This is a genomic window from Paenibacillus sp. MZ03-122A (genome assembly GCF_024213325.1).
GTDB lineage: Bacteria > Bacillota > Bacilli > Paenibacillales > Paenibacillaceae > Paenibacillus > Paenibacillus polymyxa_B.
Genome location: NZ_JANAVI010000016.1, coordinates 17,236 through 41,400, shown reverse-complemented (window position 1 = coordinate 41,400; position 24,165 = coordinate 17,236). Strand labels below are relative to the sequence as shown.

The following is a 24,165-nucleotide window of genomic DNA, read 5'->3' as shown; positions in this document are numbered from 1 at the left end:
TGTTAATTATCTTAATCTCTAGGTGACCTTTAAGGCAAAATGATAAAACGCATCGCCACGAGATTGGTTCTCTACATCTTCGTCCATCCACCATACCCCGTATGAATAAAAATATGTCCCCTATATTCGACCCTAATTATTCAACGATAGAAGAAGTAATTTACTGTATAAATCGATTTCTGTGCTGCGGCATTTACAAGGCTGACATGATGATGTTTGCAAGTTCATCGTTGCTCACATTGACGTTTTGATAAGATGCGTAGCCGCCAAATACATGAAGTCCAAAGTGGCCTTCTGCAAAAGTGCCATCCATTACATCTATGACTTTTTGTCTATCCACATAAACTACAATATGCGGCCCATTCGCTTCTATTTTCACCTTATAAGTTTGACATGGCTGAATGAAAGTCGGTACTTTCGCAAGAACCTGCCGTTCTTCAAATCCTCCATTAATTTTATAGAACAGACGGATCGCCTTCATGTTAGGGTCTAGATTCAGATAGTAACCACTGCGCCCATCCTCGTTAGCCCTGAACAAAATAGAACCTGCCCCTCCTGTTTCACCAAGCATCATGTCTGCTTCATACGTAAAATTCTCAGCCTTCTCTTTAGCGATATAATTCGCATCGCTGAAATAATTACCACGAATCCCATTCTCGCTAACTAACCATGAAGCAGCAGACAGATCTTTGGTCCATCCACTCAGGTTTGTTCGGAACTCACCATCTGTGACTTTAACGAGCACACTAGCGGATGCTTTACCATCCGGAGTAGATACGGTGATCGTGGACTCCCCTTCTTTTTTCGCCTCAATAACCGCCTGTGAATTGTCTATTACGTCTATGGCTATTACTTCTTTATTGCTGGACTCCCACTTAAGCGGTTGAACGCCAAAACCTGGTCTGTACTCGACCATTGCCTGCAGTGTGTCCGACTCCCCTATACCCAGTTCCCGAACCCTCGTATCCATCTTTATCTGAGCTTTTGAATTAATGTCCTCATTCCAGACGGATTGAAGTTGATGCACTTTCAAGGAAACAACGTTCACATTCCCGCCTTTCACGTAAAAACTCATCGCTCTACTGGCTGGATTCGGAAATATAACATCTGAAAAGACGACTTTGCCGCCGTTACCAAAGGCTTCAACGGAAGACTCATCCACAAGAATACGCATCTTGACCCGATTATTCTCCATTTGCATCGGCGCTTCATGTTTTTTATTGAAAAGGCTGGAAAAGTCCGTTACTCCAGATGCAGTTCGGTCCACAAACATTTTACTCTCGCTTGCGGTATAACCCACAACCGTCTTCTGATTTGCACCCTCACGAATGTTAAAGCCGAACTCGGTCACTGTGCTGGCTTCAGGGATTTCAATTTCAGCTTCAATTTCGTAAGCACCTGAAATAATGCCTTTTAGCAGGTTCCCGGAAGAAGGACTCACCCCTTTGTTAGAAGCAAAGTACAACGGTTTACGCAATGATTCCAATTCTTTAATTGGACTTTGTGCCATCCGAATTCCATCTTCGGTCGTTACCAATGATACTTCTCTCGGAATGGTTAGTTCACCTCTCCAATTCGTCGTTGGGAAAGCGAACGGATAGTCCCAATTCGTCATCCACGCCATCATCACTCTGCGATGATCAGGCATGTTAGCAAAAGACATCGAAGCGTAAAATTCTTTACCAAAATCTGTCCTTAGCACCTTACCCGCCGGATTATCATTCACGAATTTACCATCAGCTGTTAAATGACCGATAAAATACTCGGCATCTGATCCACCAGTTTTTGGATTCGCTCCCGTACTGATCATCATAACCCACTTCTTCTGTGACGTTCCGTCTGCCGGAAGCTGGAACAAATCAGGGCATTCCCATACACCTCCGCGGACGTAATCCCCGTATCCCCAATTATCTGTCAATGTCCAGTCAAGTAAATTCGTTGACGTATAGAAACGAATATTATCTCCTCCGGACACAACCATAACCCATCGGTTATTCTCGTCATCATAGATCACTTTCGGATCGCGGAAATCCCATCCCCCAGGGTCTTCTCCGCTCTTACCTGTGTTCTCGATCACGATCGGGCGGTCCTTCGAATATTCCCAAGTGCGACCTTGGTCCTTGCTGTATGCCAGACCTATACGCTGGTTCCCATTCGGGCCATCCGGATTAAAGGAAGTATAATATGCAATAAGGCCCTTGCCTCCTGAATCCCCGAATAAACCGGATGCATTCGACATATCCGCAACAGCCGATCCAGACCAGACATGTCCGTGATCATTCCACGGAAGTGCAATCGGAAGCCGCTTCCAGTTCAGCAAATCTTTACTGACAGCATGCGCCCATGTGCCTCCATCCTGATGGAAGAGATGATATTCTCCTTCGAAGTAGACAAGTCCATTCGGATCACTTGCTGAACCACGTATTGGCGTGTAGTGATACTGAGGACGATATATTTCGTTATAATATTGGCTCGATTCCGTCACATAAGTATCCTGGAAGTAAGCCGTCCCCTGATTGACGACGATTCCGGTATTTCCATTCGTGTAGGTTGAATCTTTCACGTCGATCGCGGCCGTAGTGTATCCGTCCAGGAAGACCTGAATTCGATTTCCCTTTGCCTTGATCTCCACATGATGTTTGGCTCCCATCTGACTCGGATAAGTACGCAGTGAACTTGCAATTATTGTTCCTTTCGTATTCGTCAAACTTACACGGACCTGATCTCCTTCCTTCGTAAGAGTAGCTTCATATCCATCAGATCCATCGGCGGAGGAACGAAATGCGAGAGCCGCAACAGAATCAGGACGAAGGATAATATTCCCTTCATACACAATATCATCCGCCTGTTTGTTATAGATTTGCTGTGCCTTGCTCTCATGTGCTATCGTCCCTCTTTTGCCGCTGATATCAGGCTGCCATTTTCCCTTACTTGCAACCACTGTACCCAAATTACCTTTCAGATCGCTCACCACGATGTTCGAAAACAAGGCGGATCCATCCCATACATGAAGTCCCAGCTTTCCGCTTCGATACGTAATGTCCTGAACATCAATCAAAGGTTTATATTGATTGCCCCAATATACTTTTAGCGAGGAACCCACTGCCTTCACTTTGAGATGATAGATCTGCCCCGCTTCAACAGAAACTTTACGCTCCTCCTTTAATTTCCCATCTCCATTCCTTGCATCTCTTAACCGAATCAGACCTGTACCCGGAATGATTTGGAGCATGTACGAGCTAAAACCATCCTCATTAGAACGGAACAACAACGTGGCGTCTGCCTTTGCATCCCTGATCTTGACATCAGCTTCATAGATAAAATCATCGGACACCGTCTCGGAGATGGCCGTTACATTTTCTTTAGGCTGCGAAGTCAGCAAGATTCCTTCTGAAGTATACTCTAATAACCCTTTCCCTTTCCCTTTCACTTGCCAGCCTGTCAAATTGGTGTTTGATTTGGTAGCGTTTTCAAAAATGGAAAGCTCCTCCTTTGCCTGTTTACTTGCTTCCTGATCAGCGAACACAGCCCAACCCGTAGCCGGATTAGATGTAAAAACGCCAATTGAAGTCAGAGCTAACCCCGTTGCCATCAGAAGACATATTGCGAATTTAGATTTATCTTTCATTCCTTACCCTCTTTTCTAATGGAATTGAAAGTAGCGGTCAGCAACTCGAGCTTAACTGGGCGAGTCCTGGCAGCACAATATAATCAACAATGTGATCCAGTATGACACTAGAGCTTACATAGCCGTTCAGATTCTGTAGCACAGCCTTTCGAATCAACGGGAACAGCTCTTAGCTGACTTAATTCACTTATGGGTGTTTGGATTAAGCAAATTCCCTCCGAATACGTCCTAAGCTGTATCTCTCGGGGGATTGACATGTGACCACGCTATTCTTCTGAAGAAAGAGTGGAAGCATAACGCCAATTGTTCATCCAGCCGACCCAAAACTTTCGTGCGTCCTCGTTCGGAATGCCATCCCAGGTCACGGCCGCCTGCCGGTGGTTCTGAATCGTTTGGATTTTCACGATTTCTATCCCCGACACTTAGCATTAGAATCCACTTTAGTGATATTGGGATCTTCATCCACTTGGATTTTAAATACCTCAGGACATTCAAAAATATCTCTCGATGGATACCCGGAATATCGGAATTGAAATCGCTTGCAAAAGATCATTCCTTAAGATTCGAAGACGTGTAAAATTCTACACGGTCTCTTACGGCAAGAACCCTTACCCACATTGACGATTCGTCATACCAAAACACCTGCGGATCACGAAAGTCTAGCATTTTCGTTGGGAACAAAACAGGGTTACCTTGGCTGTGTATCTTAAGGGGTATGTTGGTAGAACAGGTGGTACTCTCCTTCATGGTAAACCATGCCGTTGGGATCATTCATCCAATTTTCCTTAGGCTAATAGTGTAATTGGGGCTGTATTTATCTTTATAAAAAATATTCACTGATCCTTTTCTGCTACTTATCTCACCAGATAAATGTATTTCTTTAATGTTACTCACCCTCCTTTTAGGTTATTTAGGATCTTAATAGAAGTGATTCAACTAGCTTGGCAACTAAATTGGAATGCGTGCAGAACTGCTTAGTGTACCTGAAAAATGCATCTCTTATGAACCAAAATAATCCAATAGCGTGCAATTGTCAATTTTTTTTACTACATTTCACATATTTTTGGATAAATGAGTTTGTTGATTTTACATTTGCACAAAAATATATTAAATAACTTGAAAATGGCAACTTTTATTTAATTTTATCTAATCGTCCTTCTTTATTTTGTAAACTAAATGTATCTACAAATGTTCACAAGTTCTTGTTCTTTCCGGCAAAGTAACCAAGCTCTTGGTCTCGCCGCGGCAGCTACAACACGTCCGATCCTCCTGCAAACGGTCCGATTTCTTCCCTATCTGGAACCCTCCCTTAAACCAAGCCTAGGTTGCAACCAGGAACGAAAAAAGGACGCTCATTAATCCATGAACGCCCTTGCTTCAGAACTCACAACTTTATTTGACACCTTAGTCACCCTATTTTGACTAAAGGGTGACTAAGATGCTCATGTTTATTTTTCTATTTACCTCTGATTTTTACAATTTTATGCTTCTTCATTCAAGACTAAATATCCACTCATTTGCCTTGAAAAAATATTATTTCTATCGCCTTAAAAAAACGACACTACATATTTTCTGCAGTGTCGTCTTTAATCCGATTATCTTAAGTAATTTAGCGATATAAAATCTTACTTTTCTTTTGCAAATATGAACTGCAATCTTTTCATTGAGTTATTCAGCTTGCCATATATCTTTCAATTTCCAATAGGTCAATTCATTTACTAGTGCCTCTCCACCCTCCGTTATGATTTCTATGCCTAGCAATTTCTCACTCGGATAGATGCGACTTGTCATCGTAGCTTGCCCTTCATTCGCAAACATTTCAATGGATGAGCGATCCAGATATACATGCAATGTCAGCTGCCCCTCAGCATTGAAGGCTGTTTGACGTACTCCATCTGTCTTCTTACCTGATTTAGAACAATTAAGCATAAGTTTCTGCTCCGGAATAGAATATGTGATAAACGTTTCTTCTCGACCTGTTCCACGAAACTTCAAGCCTATCAGGTCTGCACTTGACTTCGTGAGGTCGAACACTACCTTAAGTTCAAGCAGGTCGGCTTCAACTTCCTTAAAGTAACTTCCAGAAATGGCGCCATATTGACACAAAATATGTTCACTTTGACGAAGTAACTTCATTTCTTCTACTGGATTCATCAGTACTTTATTATTGTCACCCAACGTAACTAAACGTGGGACCGTCATTGCTCCACACCAGCCGTCTGCTTTCGTCGGCATATCCGATTCCCACATATCCATCCAACCAATCGCAATGCGGCGACCTTGATCATCTAGAAAAGTTTGTACCGCATAGAAGTCATGACCATTATCCAACTCGATGAACTCTCCATGCTTATATTCATTACTATCATAATTATAATCGCCAACATAATATCCCGTCTGGAACAAGTTATTGTACTTATCTCCCTGCGCATCAATACCTTGTGGGGAGAACATAAATATATGCTTACCGTTCAGTTCAAAGAAATCAGGGCACTCCCACATGAAGCCCATATTCTTATCTCCCTGCAGAAGCACACCATGATAGGTCCAAGTTCTAAGATCAGGAGATGTATATAGAATAACACGCGGCAGATCTTCTTTCGTGCTGTTACCTAGGATCATGTACCATGTATCCTCATGCTTCCATACCTTCGGATCACGGAAATGCTGGGAGCTATCTATCGGAGGTTCAGCGATTACGGGATTCTGCCTTAGTTTTGTAAAATGAATGCCATCTGTGCTTACTGCCACATTTTGATTTTGGAAAAAGATATTGTTTGCTTGATCAATATAGTGATGGCCAGTATAGATCAATGTCAGTTCGCCGTTGCTATCTACTGCGCTTCCTGAGAAGCAGCCATCAAGATCACACGCATCTCCAGGTACTAATGCAATCGGACAATGCTCCCAATGTACAAGGTCTTTACTCTTCACGTGACCCCAATGCATTGGACCCCAGTTCTCATCATAAGGATGATGCTGATAGAAGGCGTGATACTCACCTTTAAATTGAATTAATCCATTGGGGTCGTTAATCCAGTTTGCTGGTGCCATAATATGATAACCTAATCGGTACCGCTTGTTCATTTTCGCTTCTGCCTGTTTCAATGCTTCCTCAGCTTGCTTCGTATTGTTATTATATGTGTTCATCTGTCTTCCTCCTATGCTGTTTCAATATGCTTGTTAGGCTTGGGGTTCAGCTTTTTCGGTTCTTTCTTTAAGGTAAAGATTGAGATTGTTGTAAAGGCAAATACAAAAACACCCATAATCACGTACGTATTTGCAAAGCCTCTAATGTCATAAGACATACCGGCGATTGGCGAGAAGATCGAAGCTCCTACCTGACTCGTAAACTGGTATCCCACCAGATACAAAATCGAAGACAGACGCGTATCGAAATTAGCAGCCAAGTACTTAAATACGGAGATCAGCATGATTGGCAGTTCCAATGCGTGAATCAATTTCATAGCTGAGATACCATAAGGTCCAATAACTAAGCCTGAACCCATGATCCGGAACGCCATCAAGAACCCTGCCAATATCAGACCCTTTTTTGCTCCAATTTTGTTGACAATGAAAGGTGCTAAGAACATCATGCCTGCTTCCAAGAATACTTGTAGGGAATTTAAGTAACCGTAAACTTGATTGCCTAAAGCAACCGTTGAGAACGTCGATGAAAAGTAATTCGGGAACTGCTGGTCATACACATTGTAAACACAGGTAACACCAAGAACATATAAAATGAAGAACCATAAATGCTTATTTGCAAACAAATAGCCGATTTGCTTAAAGTTAACAGATTCTGCTCGCTCCATCTCGGAATCTGTCATTTCAACTTTAATTGTCACCATAATGATAAACAGAATGACAGCAGATACGGATGCAATCCAGAAGTTAATGTTAGGGTTGATATTGAAGAGTTGACCAGCGAAAAATGTAGCTGCTGCCCAACCTAGCGAGCCCCACATACGAGATTTTCCGTATTCAAAGCCATATTTTCGGCTGACTTTCTCGACATAAGATTCGATGGCTCCGATTCCTGCCAAAAAAGAAATACCCAAGTATAATCCACCTATAATGGCGCCGAGAAATACATTGTATTGAAGTAACGGCCCATAGATATAGATATAGAAAGGACCAACAAATAAGAGTAAAGAACTGATTAGAAATAAAATATGCTTCTTCAATCCAATTTTATCAGATATATAGCCATAAAGCGGTTGCATACATAGTGCAAAGATAGCGTTTACAGTAAAGATAACACCTGTTTCAGCACCATTCAGACTGATTTCTTGCCCTAGCCAGATGGAGAACAATGAGTAACTTGCTGACCAAGTAAAGAAGAAAAAGAAGAAATAGGCACTTAGTTTCCAGTACAAGCTCTTTGACTTTCTCATATCGAACGCTCCTCTAAGTTAAACATTTAATGTAAATGAAAGCACTTCCGTATTTACAGATCGATTATATGTCAACCGCTTTCATATGTCAACCGCTTGACATATTTCTAAAAGGAAAAGAGCTCTCCTCTTTGATTTCAATTACTCTAATAAGGATAGCTCCATCTTATATCACAATGCTGAAACTATGAAAATTGTATTAAGCTGTACTAGCTTCAATAAGTTTCACTGGTAGATAGGTTTCTCGCGGGACATCACTAAATCCACCTTCAATTTCTTTAATAAGTAACTCTATGGAAGATCTCGCGATCTCCTGTATTGGTTGCTGAATTGTCGTTAATTCAGGGAGAAGATTGCGGGTTGTTTCTGTTCCGTCATATCCAATTACGCGAATATCTTCAGGAACACGTTTTCCTCTTCTTCTTGCTTCAGCAATAAAAGACGCAGCCACCAAGTCATTACTCGCAAACAATCCATCTACTTCATGATGTTCATCGAGCAAGCGTTTAATCGGTTCATCGTGATTCTGTTGGTGGAAGGGATCGTGTACTTCATAGGTAATTGCCTTTCGACCATACTGCTCCATCACATCTTCATATGCTTTTCTTCTTAAGCTTGCCGGTGTTTCCAATTCAACAGGGCCGTTGATGTGTAAGATATGCTTGCATCCCTTTTCAATAAGCAACTCTGACGCCAGTTTTCCACCCATATAATTATCCGATCCAACAACTGGGATTGAATCGGATAGGAAGCGATCGATCGCAATGACGGCAATATTCTTCTGTTCATAATTTACGATACCTCTGTTGTGTGTACCGACGATAATACCGTCAACTTGATTTCGCATAAGCATATCTACATAAGATTCTTCTTTATCCAACTGATTCAAACTGTTACAAAGCAACAGCTTATAGCCTAATGACGCACAAATATTCTCTATATGAAAAGTCAGCTCTCCGAAAAATGGGTTGCTTGTAGTTGGAATGATTAATCCAATTAGATTTGTTCGTTTACTAAATAATGACCGAGCCACATCATTTGGTAAATAATTCAGTTCCTGCATCGCTTTATGAACTTGATCCTTCGTTTCTTGACTGATATAGCCACGATTATTAAGTACGCGAGAAACTGTAGTTGGTGAAACTCCAGCTAATTGTGCAACATCGTTAAGTTTTGGTTTCATTGATTCAACCTGCCTTCTCTCCATGCCAAGTCTCCAATTATTCTATTATTTTAACATGGTTAAACGTGAAAAAACATCTGACCCTACGAGCCCTTTTCATTCAAATCTGTAATATCATCCATATGCAGTGGTATTTGTTTTGTAGGTTGCTACTGCCTCCTTGAACCATGGATGTTCGCTGCTTGAATGATTGATAACAAGGTCCATGAAACCTTGACTCCCTTTCGGTCCGCTTCTTCCATCAAGGTGCGAAAATCATTTAGACTCCCACACAGCGGGTATACTGATAGTAATCAGTTACATCATATTTATGGTAACTTGGAGACGGATTAGGAGCATAAGCCAGAGGCAGTTGACCTCCAAATCCACCCCGAATGGGGCTTGCCATCGTTTAAGTAATCAAGTTTTTGTGTAATTCCTTTCAAATCACTGTGTCCGTCTTGTGAATATACTTGGTTGAATTATTATCTTGTGGAATATGGATAAATGTATCCATTTAAGTGTATACATCCCGAGATTTTTGTCATTTTATATGGACTAATATATGAACGTACCATAATGGAATGAATCTTATGTGTGATTTCGTAGAAGAAGATGGGGCTGTGTTACCGCTTTTGGGAGGCATGCTTTACATGGGAAACTGGTAGTATACAACAAAAAGCGAATATGATTATTGCATATAGCGTCATCCATCCATGACAATGGTTTGTCCAGTGAGATAACCAATTTTCGGATTGGCAAGTTGGAGCACAAGCTCCCCAACCTCGGATTTTTTACCCAGGCGACCCAGCGGCGTATTCCCGATAATCCCTTCCATCACAGCGACATTTAATGAATCTGTCATTTCCGAAGCGATCGGGCCCGGCGCGATTACATTTCACACTAATATTGTATTTTGCCAGCTCACGGGCTGAAGATTTGGTTAATCCAATCAATCCGGCCTTGGAAGCACCATAATGAGGGCCGAAGCTTCCTCTCCTAAAGCCGCTACAGAGGAAATATTAATAATTCTGCCTTCTTCACAAAGGATCTGTGATAATTTTTGCATGTAAATATGAATCTGGATTTAAAAGTCCAGCTCAATATTTTAATAGGACAAATCAACTCTCGCTATGGAAATCTAGCACAAGCTCTGGATCACTTCTTTTTAGCTCGCACCATATATCAACAAAAGCAAGCGCACAAAAAAATAAGCGAATTGTATATCCTTATAGCTGAGGCTTATTATCACTAAAAAGATTTTGAGACCGCATCGTATTACTACAGACAAGCCTTCCTACTCAATAACAAAAAACCTCAGGGCTCCTTCCAGATGGATAAGGTCCCGGGTTTTAATCATTTATATTTCACTTAATGGTTCAAAACGCTTAATAACGATGACCGCATTGTGGCCGTCAAAGAGGTCAAATCGATTTCAGTTTGATCATAATATATAACTTTTCGATCGCTAACTTAACGAATTTTTTACGCATCTCTAAAGCAGATTTTCCATTCGTTTCGTGGAGGAGTGTCCAGTAACCGTGATTGAATCAATCGTCCAATCTTTGATATGCCTGAATCCCAATTTTCAAGCGCTGCAATCCATCAATTAGTCGTTTCTTAGGGCACGCGTAGTTCAATCGAATGAATTCGTGTCCATTGCCGCCATAAATGGCACCCTCCGAGACATACAGTCCCGTTTCTTTCCTTATAAATTTACACAGTTGACTTGCATTAGGAGTTATGTTTCGGCAATCAATCCAAGCTAAATAAGTGGCTTCCGAATGGATAATTTGGAGCTGGGGCAGTTCACTAGCCAGAAAATGTTCAAGATATTGCTTGTTTGCCATAAGATATTCCAATAAAGCTTGCAGCCAGGGCTCGCCTTCCGTAAAGGCCGAGATTGCCGCTTCAATCGCAAAAAAGTTAGGTTCGGCCACTTCATCGGTATTAATGCCACGGTGTACGAGTTTGCCGATCTCCAGACTGGGCACGATAATACTCGAAGTTTGAATTCCTGCAAGATTGAAAGTTTTCGTCGGCGCCACGCAGGTGATGCAATTTTGGGCGATCTCTTCCGATACGGATGCGAATGGAATGTATTGGTGGCCTGGGTGTGTTAGATCGCAATGAATTTCATCGGAAAGGATAAGGACCTGATGCTTGACGCAGAGCGTGCCGAGTTTCTCAAGAACTTGTGTGTCCCACACTTTGCCTATTGGGTTATGCGGATTGCAGAAAATCATAAGCGTTGTGTCAGGATCGGCTAGCTTCTTCTCCACATCGTCAAAATCAATCGAATATCGGTTGTCTTTGTAAACCAAATCACTTACGAGAACTTCTCGTTGATTGTTCTTTATGGAGTTGTAGAAAATGTTATAGACAGGCGCAAACATAAGCACTTTGTCGCCGGCTTTGGTCATTTTGCGCACGATCGATGATATCGCTGGCACTACACCCGTGCAAAACATAATCCATTCTTTTTGGATCGGATAGTGATGTCTCTTTTCCCACCATCGGGCAACTGCATCATAGTAAGTATCTGGTATCGAGGTATATCCATAAATACGGTGGTTTAATCTCTTTTGCAGAGCATCGACTATAGCCGGCGAAGTCTCAAAGTCCATATCCGCTACCCACATCGGCAGCTCTCCCGGACCAACATCCCATTTATAAGAGTTAGTGAGCAAACGATTCGTCATTTTATCAAAATCAAAGGACAAATCGATCACCTGCTTTATCCAGCTCGTATCGGGTGTAGGCAGCGTTGATTTCTTTGTCATTGATGATGATTTCGCCGATATCCTTCGCTTTGATTTTTCCGGAGATTGGATTCTTCACGCTATCAATTGAGGTCTTGGTTTCCACCTCAATGGTTGAATATTCGAATGCCAAGTCGGTATTCAGAATCGTTCCGTTCTCGATCACGAGACGGTCCATGTAGCACATTCCCTGATTGCTTTCGATGGTGCAGTTGATAAACGTGATGTTCTTCGAATTCCAGCCTAAATATTCTCCGATGATCAATGAATCATAAACGGTGATATTCTCACAATTCCAGAAAGCGTCCTTTGAAATAAGCTTTGCATTGCGAATCTCCATATTCTTTGCTCCGTCGAATGCGTAGTTCCCTGCCAATGTGAAATCGTCGATGGTGATATTTGCGCTATTCATTCCAAAATAATCGCCTTTTGCGGTTACATGATTCAAGTGAATATCTGCGCAATTCCATAAGGTTTCTTGCGCGTTGGGTAGATCGACATTTGTCAGTCGGATCCCGCTCGAACGCCGAAATATCTTTGGTGCCTCTATTACGCTGTCACTGATGGCAATTTGATGTGTATACCATATTCCTGATCGGGCCATTTCAAGGAAAGTGCTGCTACTAACACGAATATTATTGCAATACCATAAGGGATACTTCCATTTGAAAATGCTATTATCGATAGTAATATCGTTGCTTTCCTTCAGTGGGGACTCGCCATCTGCAAAAATAGAATTGGTAATAGTTAGATTGCTTCTTTTGAAAAGTGCTCGTTCTCCAGTAAGCATTTGTTGATCGATCGTTTGCATAATACTGTCTCCAATCACTCAGTACTAGCTTCAAATATTCCCTGACCTCATATTCGTTTGATGAATATCCGCAGACTAGAAACCGAGGGTTCTTGGTTTATGAGAAGCTTCAATAGAAACGGCAGCATTGATGTCTGCCGTTTCTGTGTGTTACTTCATTTATATTAAAGTTTAGTATAATCTTCATCCATTACGGGTTCTAACCAATCTGTTTGTCCTGGTGTAAGAGCTAAGTGAACAAACCAGCTGTCCTTCGTAGCACCGTGCCAATGTTTTACGTTTGGTGGAATGTTTACCACATCGCCTGTTTTGAGTAATTGGGCTGGCTTTCCATCTTCTTGATACCACCCTTCACCGCCAGTAACTAACAACACTTGCCCTGCATGATGAGAGTGCCAGTTATTACGGGCACCGGGAGCAAAGGTTACATTCCCAATTGCTGTATTGAGTGGTGCTGGATCGGTAAACACCATTTGTAAGTATGCGTCACCGATAAAATTTTTTTCGACTTTTTGACCCAATGGGAAGAGTGTGCTATTGCTTAAGTGCTCATTCTTCATTTTTTATCCCTGCTTTCTTATATTTTTATTATTATCCAACGCGATGCTATCGACTTCTTACTTTTCAGGAATCATTAACACTATTGGGCTTGCTCAATCGTCATCGTGAAACTGCCGTTCATTTTTACAAGCTTTTCAACTCCGACCTCAATATGACCTAGCTTTACAAGTCCACTTGAATAACCAAAATCTTGATAAAATATAGCCAAATTGCCCCAAGGAGAATAATAAATAAAATCTCCAACGGAAGGATCGATGCCTGACGGCGCAGCTTCAATGGACAATCTTTTCTCTAGCCTGCTGATTTTTTCGGTTCCAGCATAATCCTCGAAGGTTATAGTCATTGGAAGTCGCTGTAAAAAATCTTGGCTGCTCGGATTATCGTACATGCTTACCATTACTTCCTCGTTGTTAAATATCAATTTTATTTTTATATTAGTTGTTTGATTGGCCACAGTTTTTCCTCCATTGGTATTACCGACACAAGCCATGAGGGTAAGGGTCATCAAAAAAACAAGGGATAGAGAAATCGGTTTCTTCACTAAATTCTCTCCAGCTATTCCGGAATGATTTCATTTAAGCAACTTAAAGTGTTTAATGTTCTCGGAAAACCCATATATGGAAGGCAGTGAGTGATGGCAGTGATCATCATATCCTTGTCATTGCCCACATTCAGATTGCCCCGCACATGTGCCTTGACTTGACTTTCACAACCGCCCAGGCTGCTTAAGATACAGAGGGTCAGCAGCTCCCGTGTCTTCAGATCAAGACCTCCACGAGTATAGAAGTCGCCAAAACAGAAGGCAGAAAGATAGTCCTGTATATGCTTTTGATTGGATGGAGCATTATCCCTATTTTTTTCAATGATATCGCCAAAAATCTCTACCTGCACTGCAAGCCCTTTATCTAACCGATTCTCTTCTTCAACCTGCTTTTGGCATTCGAGAGGTAACACTATATTTTCGGCCTTGAAAACTTCATTAATCTCCGCGATGGCATTTAGCGTTTTGGGGAATCCTAAATAAGGCGCACATTGGTAAATGGCCTCTTTGATTTCTAACGGTGTCAGCCCAACGTTCAGTGCAGCCTGAGTATGGGCCTTGAGCTGTGGCAACGTTTGGTTCGTTGCAAGCACCACCAGAGTAATAAGCTCACGTTGTTTATCGTCCAATTCACCATGATAAAAAACTTCCCCAAAAATGAAGCGGCTCAGAATGTCCTGAAAATCAGGATTAGTAGCGTATGCCGCTGGCACTCCATCGCCAAATAGCTTTTTATACGTCACTTGATTCTTTTCAATTCGATTCATACATTTACCTCTATTTCTAATTTTAGTATAAGCCATTTCGTGGTTCCTCCCTTTCTTTTTTTAAAAATAGTCCAATGAGCGACTTTATTGATGTACATTAGGTGTTGGTTTCGCGCGGTGCCTCCTTGATTGTCGCCTAGTACCAATGGGAGTTATGCTCGTAGTAGGTGCGTACATAGAGTGAGTCGCCAATACTCCTTTGATATGGAGTACATCAAACGGATAATATTTTTATCCCTTTAACCAGAATGATATAGGTAATTATAGATAACAAACTGGTAGAAAAAATAATAATTCCAAAAGGTATAGCGGAATTTTCGCCTGCAATTCCCACAAGCGGAGACGTAACGGCACCTAACGCGAATTGTAAGGTGCCGAGCACGGCAGAAGCGCTCCCTGCAATATGCCCTTGCGACTCCATTGCTAATGTAAAAGAGATGGGTCCAATGATCCCTATGGATAAGGCGAATAAGAAGATCGAAATAAACATAGCTGATAATGCTCCATGTACTAGTACTATAAATAAGACCGCAGCGGAAGATATAAATGACAGTATTAATCCGATCAAAAAAAGTCGACTTTCCGTTACCCGGCCTGCAAGCAGTTTGACGAATTGAGATCCCAAGATAATAGCAAGGCCATTCAACGCAAACAGGATCGAAAACAGTTGCGGCGACACGCCGTATATGTTTTGATAAATAAATGGAGTACCTGCAACATAGGCAAAAACACCTGCGAACAATATGCCATTGACGAGAGCATATCCCATAAAAGACCGCTTTCGGAACAAGCTGTTATAATTCTTCATCAACGAACGGAGACTACTTGGAGCACGTTGCTGTACAGGTAAGCTTTCCTTTAACCCCCATATGGTTATCCCAGTTAATCCTATACCTAGCACCCCTAAAAATATAAATATACCTAACCAAGAGCTGTATGACATGACCGTACTTCCGGCCGTAGGGGAAATTAACGGAGCGACATTGCTTATCATCGTTAGCAACGATATAAACTTAGTCATTTCAATCCCACTAAACCGATCTCGAACAATAGCGCGCGAAATAACGAGTCCGGCGGACGCAGCAACCCCTTGAATAAATCTTAAAAATATAAACCATTCTATGCTTGGTGCAAAAGCGCATCCAATCGAGGAAAGGATAAATAATATCATGGAAATCAACAAAGGCCGGCGTCTTCCATAAATGTCGCTTAAAGGCCCCATTATCAACTGTCCTAACCCTAATCCTAACAGGCTAGTGGTTAAACTCGCTTGAACGGCAGTTGCACTTGTTCCAAAAAAAACAGCGATTTGCGGAAGTGATGCAAGATACATATCGACGGTAAACGGCCCCAGCGCCGAGAATGTGGCCAATATTAGAGCAAAACCGAGAGAATTTTTTTGGGTCTTATATTTCATTCCTTTAACTCCTATGATTGATTAAATGCACATTCTTTAAGCCAACGCATTTGCTTTAGGTTTTGTCGTTTTATTACCCTGTGACAGTATACCCCTCCGATATACAAAGGGTCTTAGATAAATTTCGGAAGATATGTCTTTTCCTTATCCAACTCAAGGGCACACCACTCGGCGTGCCCTTGATATTTTTTTGCTGCAATGAATCCCTATTCGTTCCCCATCGTGCTGATGTCGATGACAAATCGATACCGGACATCCGAAGCAAGTACGCGTTCCCATGCCTCATCAATCTGATTAGCGGAGATAACCTCGATCTCAGGCGTAATGTGGTGTTCAGCGCAGAAATCAAGCATTTCCTGTGTTTCCCGAATACCGCCGATTGCTGATCCAGCAAACGACCGACGATGCGGGATAAGAGAGAATACTTGAACAGGCAATGCCTCCGGCGGCGCACCGACATTAACCAAGGTACCGTCCACTGCCAGCAGTGATAGGTAGGCATTCAAATCAATTTTCGCGCTCACCGTATTCACGATGAGATCAAACGTGCCGGCCAGCTTCTTAAATGTCTCCGCATCGCTGGTCGCATAATAATGGTCCGCTCCTAGTTTCAAACCATCTTCTTTTTTCTTCAAGGTTTGAGATAAAACCGTTACTTCTGCTTCCATAGCATGAGCGAGCTTCACAGCCATGTGTCCGAGTCCGCCAAGTCCAACAACTGCTACCTTCTTGCCGGAAGCAGCACCCCAATGGCGCAGCGGAGAGTACGTTGTGATCCCAGCACATAAAAGCGGAGCGGCGACATCAAGATCAATGCCGTCAGGAATTCGAACCACGAAATCTTCCGTTACGACGATGTGGGTGGAATAACCCCCTTGTGTATATTGTCCATATCTGTCGATAGCTGCGTAGGTACCCGTATGTCCATTAAGACAATATTGCTCCTCTCCTCTACGGCAACTCTCGCACTCTCGACAGGAATCAACCATGCAGCCAACTCCTACTCGGTCACCAACAGTATACTTTGTGACTTCCGAGCCAACCTGGGCGACAACACCGGCGATCTCATGTCCTGGAACGATAGGATATTGGACTGGCCCCCAATCCCCACGAGCGGTATGGATGTCAGAGTGGCAAATACCCGCATACTTGATCTCAATGAGAACATCATGCGGCTTAAGATCTCTGCGCTCAATTGTAGTTAGTAGGAACGGACCTTCCGGACCGAACACAGCACGTGCATTAGCATTAATCATATATAACCTCCAGTGAATACAATTTTATCTGTTAGTCCTTTTTTAGAAATTAGTAATGATTATTCACATTTTTTTATTAACTACCAAGTGAACATCCCTCCTTTCTAAATTTCAGTTCTCCTTTTAGGTAATATTAGTGAACCACAGAGAGCGGATAAACAAAACTTGTTGTTTTATCAACTCACGTCTATTATTATAAAAAAGAAGCCTAAGTTCAATGGTTAAAAAAGCGCAATTTGTTGAAATAACAACAACATCACGAAAAGTGTTCATTATTTTGAGTTGGTCAGGGGGAAAAGACTAAATGATAAAAGTGGATCGGAGAATTCTAAAAACACAAGAATCCTTGAAAAAAGCCGTTATTGAACTGATGGCTGTAAAAAACTTCGATGACATTACCATTCAAGACATTGCAGACCAGGCAAACGTAAACCGTGGTACGATTTATCTTCATTATCAGGACAAATATGATTTGTTGGATAAACTGATCGAATCACACATGAATGAATTAGGCGAAATGGATGAATGGGCATGTAAGCTGGATTGGAGCAATGGACTTGTACCTTTTTTTGAGTATTTTGAGAAAAATTATTTATTTTTTTCGACTATGTTAGCCAGTAAAGGAGCCCCCTCTTTTAGAACTCGTCTTCTTGATTATGTTATGGGAGGATTCAGAGGTGAGATTGATAGAGAAAGTGGAAGAAATGTGGATTTAAATGAAGACGTTATGTTGCAATATGCTGGTACCGCTTATGTAGGGGTAATAGAATGGTGGATTAGAAATGAAATGCCGTATCCGCCACAAATCATGGCTGAACAAGTTGGAGCCTTATTGGAGAGAAGTCTATAGAGGGTTAAATAATGGGTTAAATAGAGTCTATACTGATTGAAGATAACTGCCCGTTAGTTTATCAAAAATGGAGCAGCTCCCAACCGGCAAACTGCTCCATGCTATTTTCAACTAACGTTTCTCGTTTGCTCAATGATATATCAGTAATCACTTCGCCCATTTCCTTGAATTATTCATTTATACCATAATGCACAATATTTTCGTAGCTCAAGCCTTGTTAATCTGATATGTTCAAAATTGAAATACCATTGAAAACTCACTGCCGTCCGGGTTGCTATACAATTTGGTTTACAGAAAAAAGATGTAAATAATATTGTCCTATCTCGGGTACCCATTCCCAAGCTGAACCACCAAATATGGAACCCAAGTCGTTTGGTGGCATTTCTCCAATGCCATCTCTCCGGACATAATAGTGCATGGTACGGATTTTCTTTACTTTTTTTGCTTAGACGGGAAACACTTCCTTTCAAATCGCCGATTCCATCAGCATTACTATCTTGAAAACTACGTGGATATATCTGGTATACAACGATTTCTTTCCACCAATTTTTATTTTTCATTGTTCATTACAACCCTTCCAATACACGAATAGGTGTTTTTATCTCAATCAAGTCACAGCATACAATTACTCTTTTACCGATCCTACAACAATTCCAGTCACAAAATATTTTTGAAGTAGTGGATAAATCAGCAGCAGCGGGATGACAGCGACTACGATTTTGGCCGCATTTAAATTTTTGTTTGAAATTTCAGTCAAGTTGCTGAGTTGTGCTGAGTTGGTGCCAGATTGAAGAAGTTCCGCAATGTTCACGTTAAGGGACTGAATATAAGTCATTAGCGGATAATTGCTGACTTGGGTCATATAGATCAAACCGCTGAAGAAATCATTCCACGTTCCCACGATACTGAATAGTGCTACCGTCGCCAGCGCAGGGATGGACACGGGAACATACACTTTGAACAGGACCTGGAGCGGATTCGCCCCATCGATGAATGCTGCTTCTTCTAGCGCCTTAGGTACAGCGGAGAAGAAGTTCATGACAAGGATGACACTGAATATAGGGACCGCACCCGGCAGAACAAGCGACCAAATTGTATTAAGCATATCGAGGTTTTTGATCAGTAGATAACTCGGGATCATCCCGCCGCTGAACAGCATGGCAAAAATCATGACATTCATATAAATGTTTCTACCTCTAAATTCCCTTTTCGACTTGGAGAGCGGGTATGCCATTAAAATAATAAGAATCATGTTGAGAATAAGTGTAAGCACAACACGTAGAACAGATATGCCAAAGGAACGCCAGAACTGAGCATCATCGATAATTTTCGTATACGCTGCTGTTGTAAAATTGACTGGTACGAGACCTACAGCATTAGCTGACACGGCCTCGCTGCTGCTGAATGAAATCGCAACGATATTCCATAACGGAAGAAGGCAGATCAATGCCAGCAATATGACGATGGCATTGATGACAAACCGGCCAATTCGATCTTTTAGGCTTACAGAATACGGCATAGGCTTTGCCTCCTTAGAATATTTTTCGGTCGGTGTATTTCTTGGCCAAATGGTTGGCGGACAATAGCAAAACAATACCGATCACTGACTTGAACAGGCCAACAGCCGTACCGAAGCTATACTGTCGCCCAACGAGTCCAATCCGATATACATAAGTATCCAGAATATCTCCCGACTCATAGACAACCGGATTATACAGATTATAAATTTGATCGAAGCCGGCACTCAAAATATTGGTTAGACTCATCACTCCCATGAGCAGGATAATAGGCAGCATACCTGGCAACGTAATATGCCATACTTTTCTCCACCAGCTGGCTCCATCCATTCCTGCCGCTTCATACAGACCCGGATCAATCGAAGTAATTGCAGCCAAATAGACGATGGAACTGTAACCGAACTCCTTCCACACGTCTGTCCCAATAATCAACGGCTGGAACCAGGTGTTGCTGCCGAGAAAATTAATATTCTCCAGACCGAAAAAAGCCAAAATTTGATTCACAATCCCATCCAAACTGAACATGTTAACAACCACGGATGCTAGAACTACCCAGGATAGAAAGTGTGGCAGATAAACAATTGTCTGTACGGATTTTTTAACGAATTTGATGCGGATCTCATTTAACAAGATGGAAAAAATGATAGCCATCATGGTTCCCAATAGAATCTTGGCAATGGCAATCACCAACGTATTACTAAAAACCTGTGCGATGTCCGGCAGCTTAAACATATAAATAAAATGCTTCAGCCCTACAAATTCGGAGCCAAACATCCCCTTGGCTGGTATATAATCCTGAAACGCCGTAATGACACCGACCATCGGAACATAGCTGAATACCAGCAAAAACAAAATTCCCGGAAGCATCATCAGATGATACATGGCACCCGTGCCCAACCGACCTTTTGCTTTATCATTTCCCTGTTTCATAGATGGACCCCTTCCTGAAGAAAGGCTGCGTATCGCAGCCCTTCTAGCAGTTCATGATTATTTATTTATCGGATGCGGCCTCGTCTTCAATTTCCTGAATCACCTGGTCACCGCCTTGTTTCTTCCAATTGCTAACGAAAGTATCGAAGTAATCCAGAGATTCTGCACCAGTCACGATTTTGATGAAAGATTCCTGCTCCATCTTGGTCAGATTAGCCCATGTCTGTTTCATGCTTGGTGTAGTTCCAGAGAAAGCAGGTGTCATCCAAACGAATTTGTTTTCCTGTGTCAGTTTGTCGATGAGTCCCACTCCGTTGATACGCGAGTGATATTTCGACCAAGCTGTTATGTTATCCGTATCCATATCGCTCAAGTAGGTTTGGATACTTTCAATATTGTTCTTTGATTCGGTTGTCCGGACCTGATCCAGACTAATCTCCCCTTTAATCCCGCGAACAACGTCAGAGTAATCATCCAGCAGCGAGGTAGCCGAGTTGACTTCAATATTAAAAGGTCTGGTAGAACCGTCTACGCCGTTCTCTTGATACTTGGCGGCTTCTGGCATAGATGTTTCCACATTTTTATCATTTGCCAGTTTATCGTAGAAAAGGTTTACTATTTTAACGGCGAGTTCCGGGTGTTCATATCCTTTTCTCACAACGATAAACTGATTGGCTGGATTGGCGTGTGCCACGTGTACCTTTCCGTCTGCATCCTCCAAAGTGTAAGCCGTGAATTTCGCATTCTTATCCATCTGCTTCACGCTGCTCAGACCCCAGTCGGGAATATGCCATGGTCCAAAAGCAATACCGCTTTGGCCGTTGGTGTACAGTGCCGTAATATCATCAAATGTGCGTGTTCCAAATTGCGGGTCGATGATGCCTCTCTTGAACCAATCTGCCATGACGCCTAACATCTGCTTGGTTTCCTTTGTTGTTGAGCCATAAACAATGCTGCCATCCTTTCCCTTCAACCAGTATTGAGGGAATGCACCCTTGGTGGAGGCAACTCCCAGCATGGTATAGGCGGAACCATTATAGTCACTTGTATTCAGGGTGTTCACAAAAGGAATACCTACCGGTTTCCCGGATTGGCCAGGATCTCTTTTCAGGAATTCCTCGGCCGTTTTCTCCACATCATCCAGCTTGATGGCCCCGTCTCCGTCTGCGTCAAGTTGGATTCCCAGTAAATCCAGCCAATCCTGACGAACCCAGACCATGGTTGGCGCGGAATCTAGGGAAGTAGCCGGAAGTCCCATTAAACGTCCATCTATCGTCGCATTATCTAATGCACGGCCCTCATAAGATTCGTAAATGTTCTTGATGTTATCTGTGGCATACTGTTTGTAAATTTCCGTCATATCTTCAATCAGATCATTATCAACCAGTTCTTTGAGTTCATCCTTGGAATCGACACGCATCATGTCAGGCAGTTCCCCAGAGGCGATGGCGAGAGAAACCTGACGGCTGTAATCTTCTCCGTTGGCTTCAAATTGGTCTTTAATCTGAGCGTTAAACGTTTCTTTGACCAGCCGAGTATACGCGTTGTTCTCATACGTATCTCCAGCCGGCAGTTTCGGGTTGGCTGTAGTCACACGACCCATCGTTACGGTTATTTCGTCTTTATAGGCACTGAATGGGTCTCCCGGTGTTGCCTCATACTTGCCCGCTTCCTCCGCAGTGGGAGGGTTGGAGGAACCCCCACAGGCTGCAAGGGTTGAAATCATCAAGGCAGACATCGACAGCACGGCCAGACGTCTCGTCAACATGTTTCTTTTTATGAACCATTTAGTTCTCATCACATTCGATTCCCCTTCGTTCTGAATATTTCTTTATCATTGTTGTTTGCGCTTTCATTATAAGACTCGGAGAAGACAAATCGAGATAGGGATTGAACGTCTGTTTGGATAGAGAAATGTATACGGTTTCATTCGGGATCATGAAGCCATAGTTGGCTTGTAAGCATTTATCCTACCTACCGACATACATTTGTCTATCCTTATTTACTAATCAAAGTGAAGAACAAAAAAACCGGCAGCTCCTGAAACAGGAATCCGTCGGCTTGATTAATGGATTTATAAAAGTGTCATGTAGAATTTATCGTATCACATTCATGATGGTCTTCAGCGATGATTATGGGCTGCGGTCACCTCCACAGTCACTTGATCGCCCCCTTGTTCCTTCCATTCCTCGACAAATTGATCAAATGAATCGATTGGTTCAGCGCCTAAAATAATTTTCAAAAATGTATCATGTTCCAGTTTCGATAGTTCACCCCAAGCCTTCTCCATCGTTGGAGTTCGTATATAGGTAAGGCTTCGAACTTTATGCATCTGCCGGAGCAAAGAAATTGCGGCTCAGCATAAAACGCGTACCGTACTTGAACTCATCACGAAGGTACAGATTGTTAATTTTAATGATCGCTTCGGGATGAGCATATCCTTTTCGTACCACCAAGAATGAACTTGACGGATTATCCACCTTCACATGGTATGCTCCGTTTGCATCCAGCGGGAGTGCGTATGCTTGCCAGTTCGCCTTCGGCTCGTTCTGCCAAGCGCTCGGAAGGGGCCAGTACCCAGCATAGAAACCTTGAAAGAACATCCCCGCCTGACCGTTAATGACCGTTTCCTCCGCTTCTTTGCGGATGCCCATTTCTGGATCGAGAAGGCCTTTGACGTACATTTCACGCAGCTTCACCAAGGCGTCCTTCGTTTCCGGTAGAACCGAACCGTATACAGGTTTTCCATCTTTGCTCAGCCAATATCCCGGGAAAGATCCATATGCTGCGAAGATCGGCGTTAGATCAAAAGCAAAAGCACTGTTGTTGAAATCGTTATACAGTCCAGTGCTTGAAGCAAGGCCAATCGTATCCCGCTTACTGTTTCCATCCGGGTCATTCTCCACAAAGGCCTTGGCGATAGCTTCCAGATCATCTACCGTTTTCGGCGGCTTCAGTCCAAGACGATCCAGCCAATCCTGTCGAATCCAGAGCATGCTGAAGTCTTCCGCTGTCACAGAAGGAACAGCCATCATCTTGCCATCGAAGGTCACTTGTTCCATAGCCAATCCGTTTGTGCTATCGATAATTTTTTTTATTTCCGGTGATACGCTGCTATTGTATGCCTCGGTTAGATCTTCCATTTCTCCAGCCTTGATCATCTCGTTCAGCTGCACCTGATTTACAATCATGGCATCCGGCAGATCATTGCTGGCGATAGCCAGATCGATTTTCTGACCCAGATTTTCCTTCGACACCTGCCATAATACCTGGACATCAATGTTAAGGTTTTGTTTAATCATCGTTTTCCACATATTCTTCTCAAGTGTTTCTCCTCCGGATAGATCCGCGCCTGTTGGGTCTACCACATATCCCAGCCGGATGGAAACGGGATGTTCATATTTCCCTAATGGATCGGCAGCAGCAGTGTCCGAGATTGTTTTCGTTGGTCCCATTGGTGATTCCCGGAAGTATGGGCTGCTGAAATTTACTGTCACTGTAATTAAGCTGACGACAAGAACACATGCAGCCATCTTCTTAATCATCGCTTTCCCTTCTTTCGCCCG

General features: G+C 42.5%; 20 protein-coding genes and 3 pseudogenes. 1 reads left to right on the top strand and 22 read right to left on the bottom strand.

The features are described from left to right. Nucleotides 1-193: 193 nt before the first annotated feature. From NLX74_RS22600 to NLX74_RS22525, 16 genes and pseudogenes are all read right to left on the bottom strand, one after another. Nucleotides 194-3,628, bottom strand: a complete 3,435-nt coding sequence (locus NLX74_RS22600) for a glycoside hydrolase family 32 protein (protein ID WP_254330381.1) — start codon at nt 3,626-3,628, stop codon at nt 194-196. Between the two features lie 266 nt (nt 3,629-3,894). Beyond that, on the bottom strand, nt 3,895-4,050 hold the full coding sequence (locus NLX74_RS22595; protein WP_254330379.1) for a hypothetical protein: 156 nt from the start codon (nt 4,048-4,050) through the stop codon (nt 3,895-3,897). 127 nt (nt 4,051-4,177) lie between these two features. Next, nucleotides 4,178-4,294: a hypothetical protein gene (locus NLX74_RS22590; protein ID WP_254330441.1), complete on the bottom strand. Its 117-nt coding sequence runs from the start codon at nt 4,292-4,294 to the stop codon at nt 4,178-4,180. 43 nt (nt 4,295-4,337) lie between these two features. Continuing rightward, a pseudogene (locus NLX74_RS26050) lies at nt 4,338-4,418 on the bottom strand (hypothetical protein); the annotation flags it as partial. An 878-nt stretch (nt 4,419-5,296) separates the two neighbouring features. Further along, the gene (locus NLX74_RS22580) at nt 5,297-6,778 is read right to left on the bottom strand and encodes a glycoside hydrolase family 32 protein (RefSeq protein ID WP_254330377.1); all 1,482 of its coding nucleotides are present in this window, start codon (nt 6,776-6,778) and stop codon (nt 5,297-5,299) included. Between the two features lie 11 nt (nt 6,779-6,789). Next, nucleotides 6,790-8,025: an MFS transporter gene (locus tag NLX74_RS22575; protein WP_254330375.1), complete on the bottom strand. Its 1,236-nt coding sequence runs from the start codon at nt 8,023-8,025 to the stop codon at nt 6,790-6,792. A gap of 199 nt (nt 8,026-8,224) precedes the next feature. After that, nucleotides 8,225-9,208 (bottom strand): LacI family DNA-binding transcriptional regulator, encoded by a 984-nt coding sequence (locus NLX74_RS22570; RefSeq protein ID WP_235309889.1) that lies wholly within the window; start codon nt 9,206-9,208, stop codon nt 8,225-8,227. A 685-nt stretch (nt 9,209-9,893) separates the two neighbouring features. Beyond that, on the bottom strand, nt 9,894-10,079 hold the full coding sequence (locus tag NLX74_RS22560) for an SDR family oxidoreductase (RefSeq protein WP_367997059.1): 186 nt from the start codon (nt 10,077-10,079) through the stop codon (nt 9,894-9,896). 7 nt (nt 10,080-10,086) lie between these two features. Continuing rightward, a pseudogene (locus NLX74_RS25920) lies at nt 10,087-10,182 on the bottom strand (SDR family NAD(P)-dependent oxidoreductase); the annotation flags it as partial. Between the two features lie 555 nt (nt 10,183-10,737). Further along, entirely contained in the window at nt 10,738-11,970 is a 1,233-nt protein-coding gene (locus NLX74_RS22555; RefSeq protein WP_254330365.1) for a MalY/PatB family protein, read from the bottom strand. Next, nucleotides 11,900-12,760 (bottom strand): DUF3737 family protein, encoded by an 861-nt coding sequence (locus NLX74_RS22550; protein ID WP_235309815.1) that lies wholly within the window; start codon nt 12,758-12,760, stop codon nt 11,900-11,902. Before NLX74_RS22550 ends, NLX74_RS22555 begins: the two co-directional genes overlap by 71 nt. A gap of 164 nt (nt 12,761-12,924) precedes the next feature. Then, nucleotides 12,925-13,320, bottom strand: coding sequence for a cupin domain-containing protein (locus NLX74_RS22545; protein ID WP_250261329.1), 396 nt, complete (start codon nt 13,318-13,320; stop codon nt 12,925-12,927). Between the two features lie 80 nt (nt 13,321-13,400). After that, on the bottom strand, nt 13,401-13,862 hold the full coding sequence (locus NLX74_RS22540; protein ID WP_254330364.1) for a cyclophilin-like fold protein: 462 nt from the start codon (nt 13,860-13,862) through the stop codon (nt 13,401-13,403). A gap of 14 nt (nt 13,863-13,876) precedes the next feature. Beyond that, nucleotides 13,877-14,665: a carboxymuconolactone decarboxylase family protein gene (locus NLX74_RS22535; RefSeq protein ID WP_254330362.1), complete on the bottom strand. Its 789-nt coding sequence runs from the start codon at nt 14,663-14,665 to the stop codon at nt 13,877-13,879. Between the two features lie 178 nt (nt 14,666-14,843). After that, nucleotides 14,844-16,046, bottom strand: a complete 1,203-nt coding sequence (locus tag NLX74_RS22530) for a multidrug effflux MFS transporter (protein WP_254330360.1) — start codon at nt 16,044-16,046, stop codon at nt 14,844-14,846. Between the two features lie 206 nt (nt 16,047-16,252). Continuing rightward, on the bottom strand, nt 16,253-17,302 hold the full coding sequence (locus NLX74_RS22525; RefSeq protein WP_254330359.1) for an NAD(P)-dependent alcohol dehydrogenase: 1,050 nt from the start codon (nt 17,300-17,302) through the stop codon (nt 16,253-16,255). A gap of 304 nt (nt 17,303-17,606) precedes the next feature. Here NLX74_RS22525 and NLX74_RS22520 point away from each other — a divergent pair, with 304 nt between their 5' ends. Continuing rightward, nucleotides 17,607-18,152 carry a TetR/AcrR family transcriptional regulator gene (locus NLX74_RS22520; protein WP_165179876.1) on the top strand — a complete coding sequence of 182 codons (546 nt, stop codon included), beginning with the start codon at nt 17,607-17,609 and terminating at the stop codon, nt 18,150-18,152. 283 nt (nt 18,153-18,435) lie between these two features. On the opposite strand, the pseudogene NLX74_RS22515 reads toward NLX74_RS22520, so the two are convergent. The 6 genes and pseudogenes from NLX74_RS22515 to NLX74_RS22490 form a co-directional block, all read right to left on the bottom strand. Continuing rightward, nucleotides 18,436-18,712, bottom strand: a pseudogene (locus tag NLX74_RS22515) (alpha-amylase family glycosyl hydrolase); the annotation flags it as partial. Between the two features lie 65 nt (nt 18,713-18,777). Further along, entirely contained in the window at nt 18,778-19,671 is an 894-nt protein-coding gene (locus tag NLX74_RS22510) for a carbohydrate ABC transporter permease (RefSeq protein WP_071640877.1), read from the bottom strand. Nucleotides 19,672-19,684: 13 nt separating this feature from the next. Next, on the bottom strand, nt 19,685-20,599 hold the full coding sequence (locus tag NLX74_RS22505; protein ID WP_061828414.1) for an ABC transporter permease: 915 nt from the start codon (nt 20,597-20,599) through the stop codon (nt 19,685-19,687). Between the two features lie 61 nt (nt 20,600-20,660). Further along, the gene (locus tag NLX74_RS22500; RefSeq protein ID WP_254330437.1) at nt 20,661-22,397 is read right to left on the bottom strand and encodes a type 2 periplasmic-binding domain-containing protein; all 1,737 of its coding nucleotides are present in this window, start codon (nt 22,395-22,397) and stop codon (nt 20,661-20,663) included. Between the two features lie 324 nt (nt 22,398-22,721). Next, the gene (locus NLX74_RS22495) at nt 22,722-22,889 is read right to left on the bottom strand and encodes a hypothetical protein (RefSeq protein ID WP_254330357.1); all 168 of its coding nucleotides are present in this window, start codon (nt 22,887-22,889) and stop codon (nt 22,722-22,724) included. 34 nt (nt 22,890-22,923) lie between these two features. Next, entirely contained in the window at nt 22,924-24,144 is a 1,221-nt protein-coding gene (locus NLX74_RS22490; RefSeq protein ID WP_254330355.1) for an extracellular solute-binding protein, read from the bottom strand. Between the last annotated feature and the right edge of the window lie 21 nt (nt 24,145-24,165).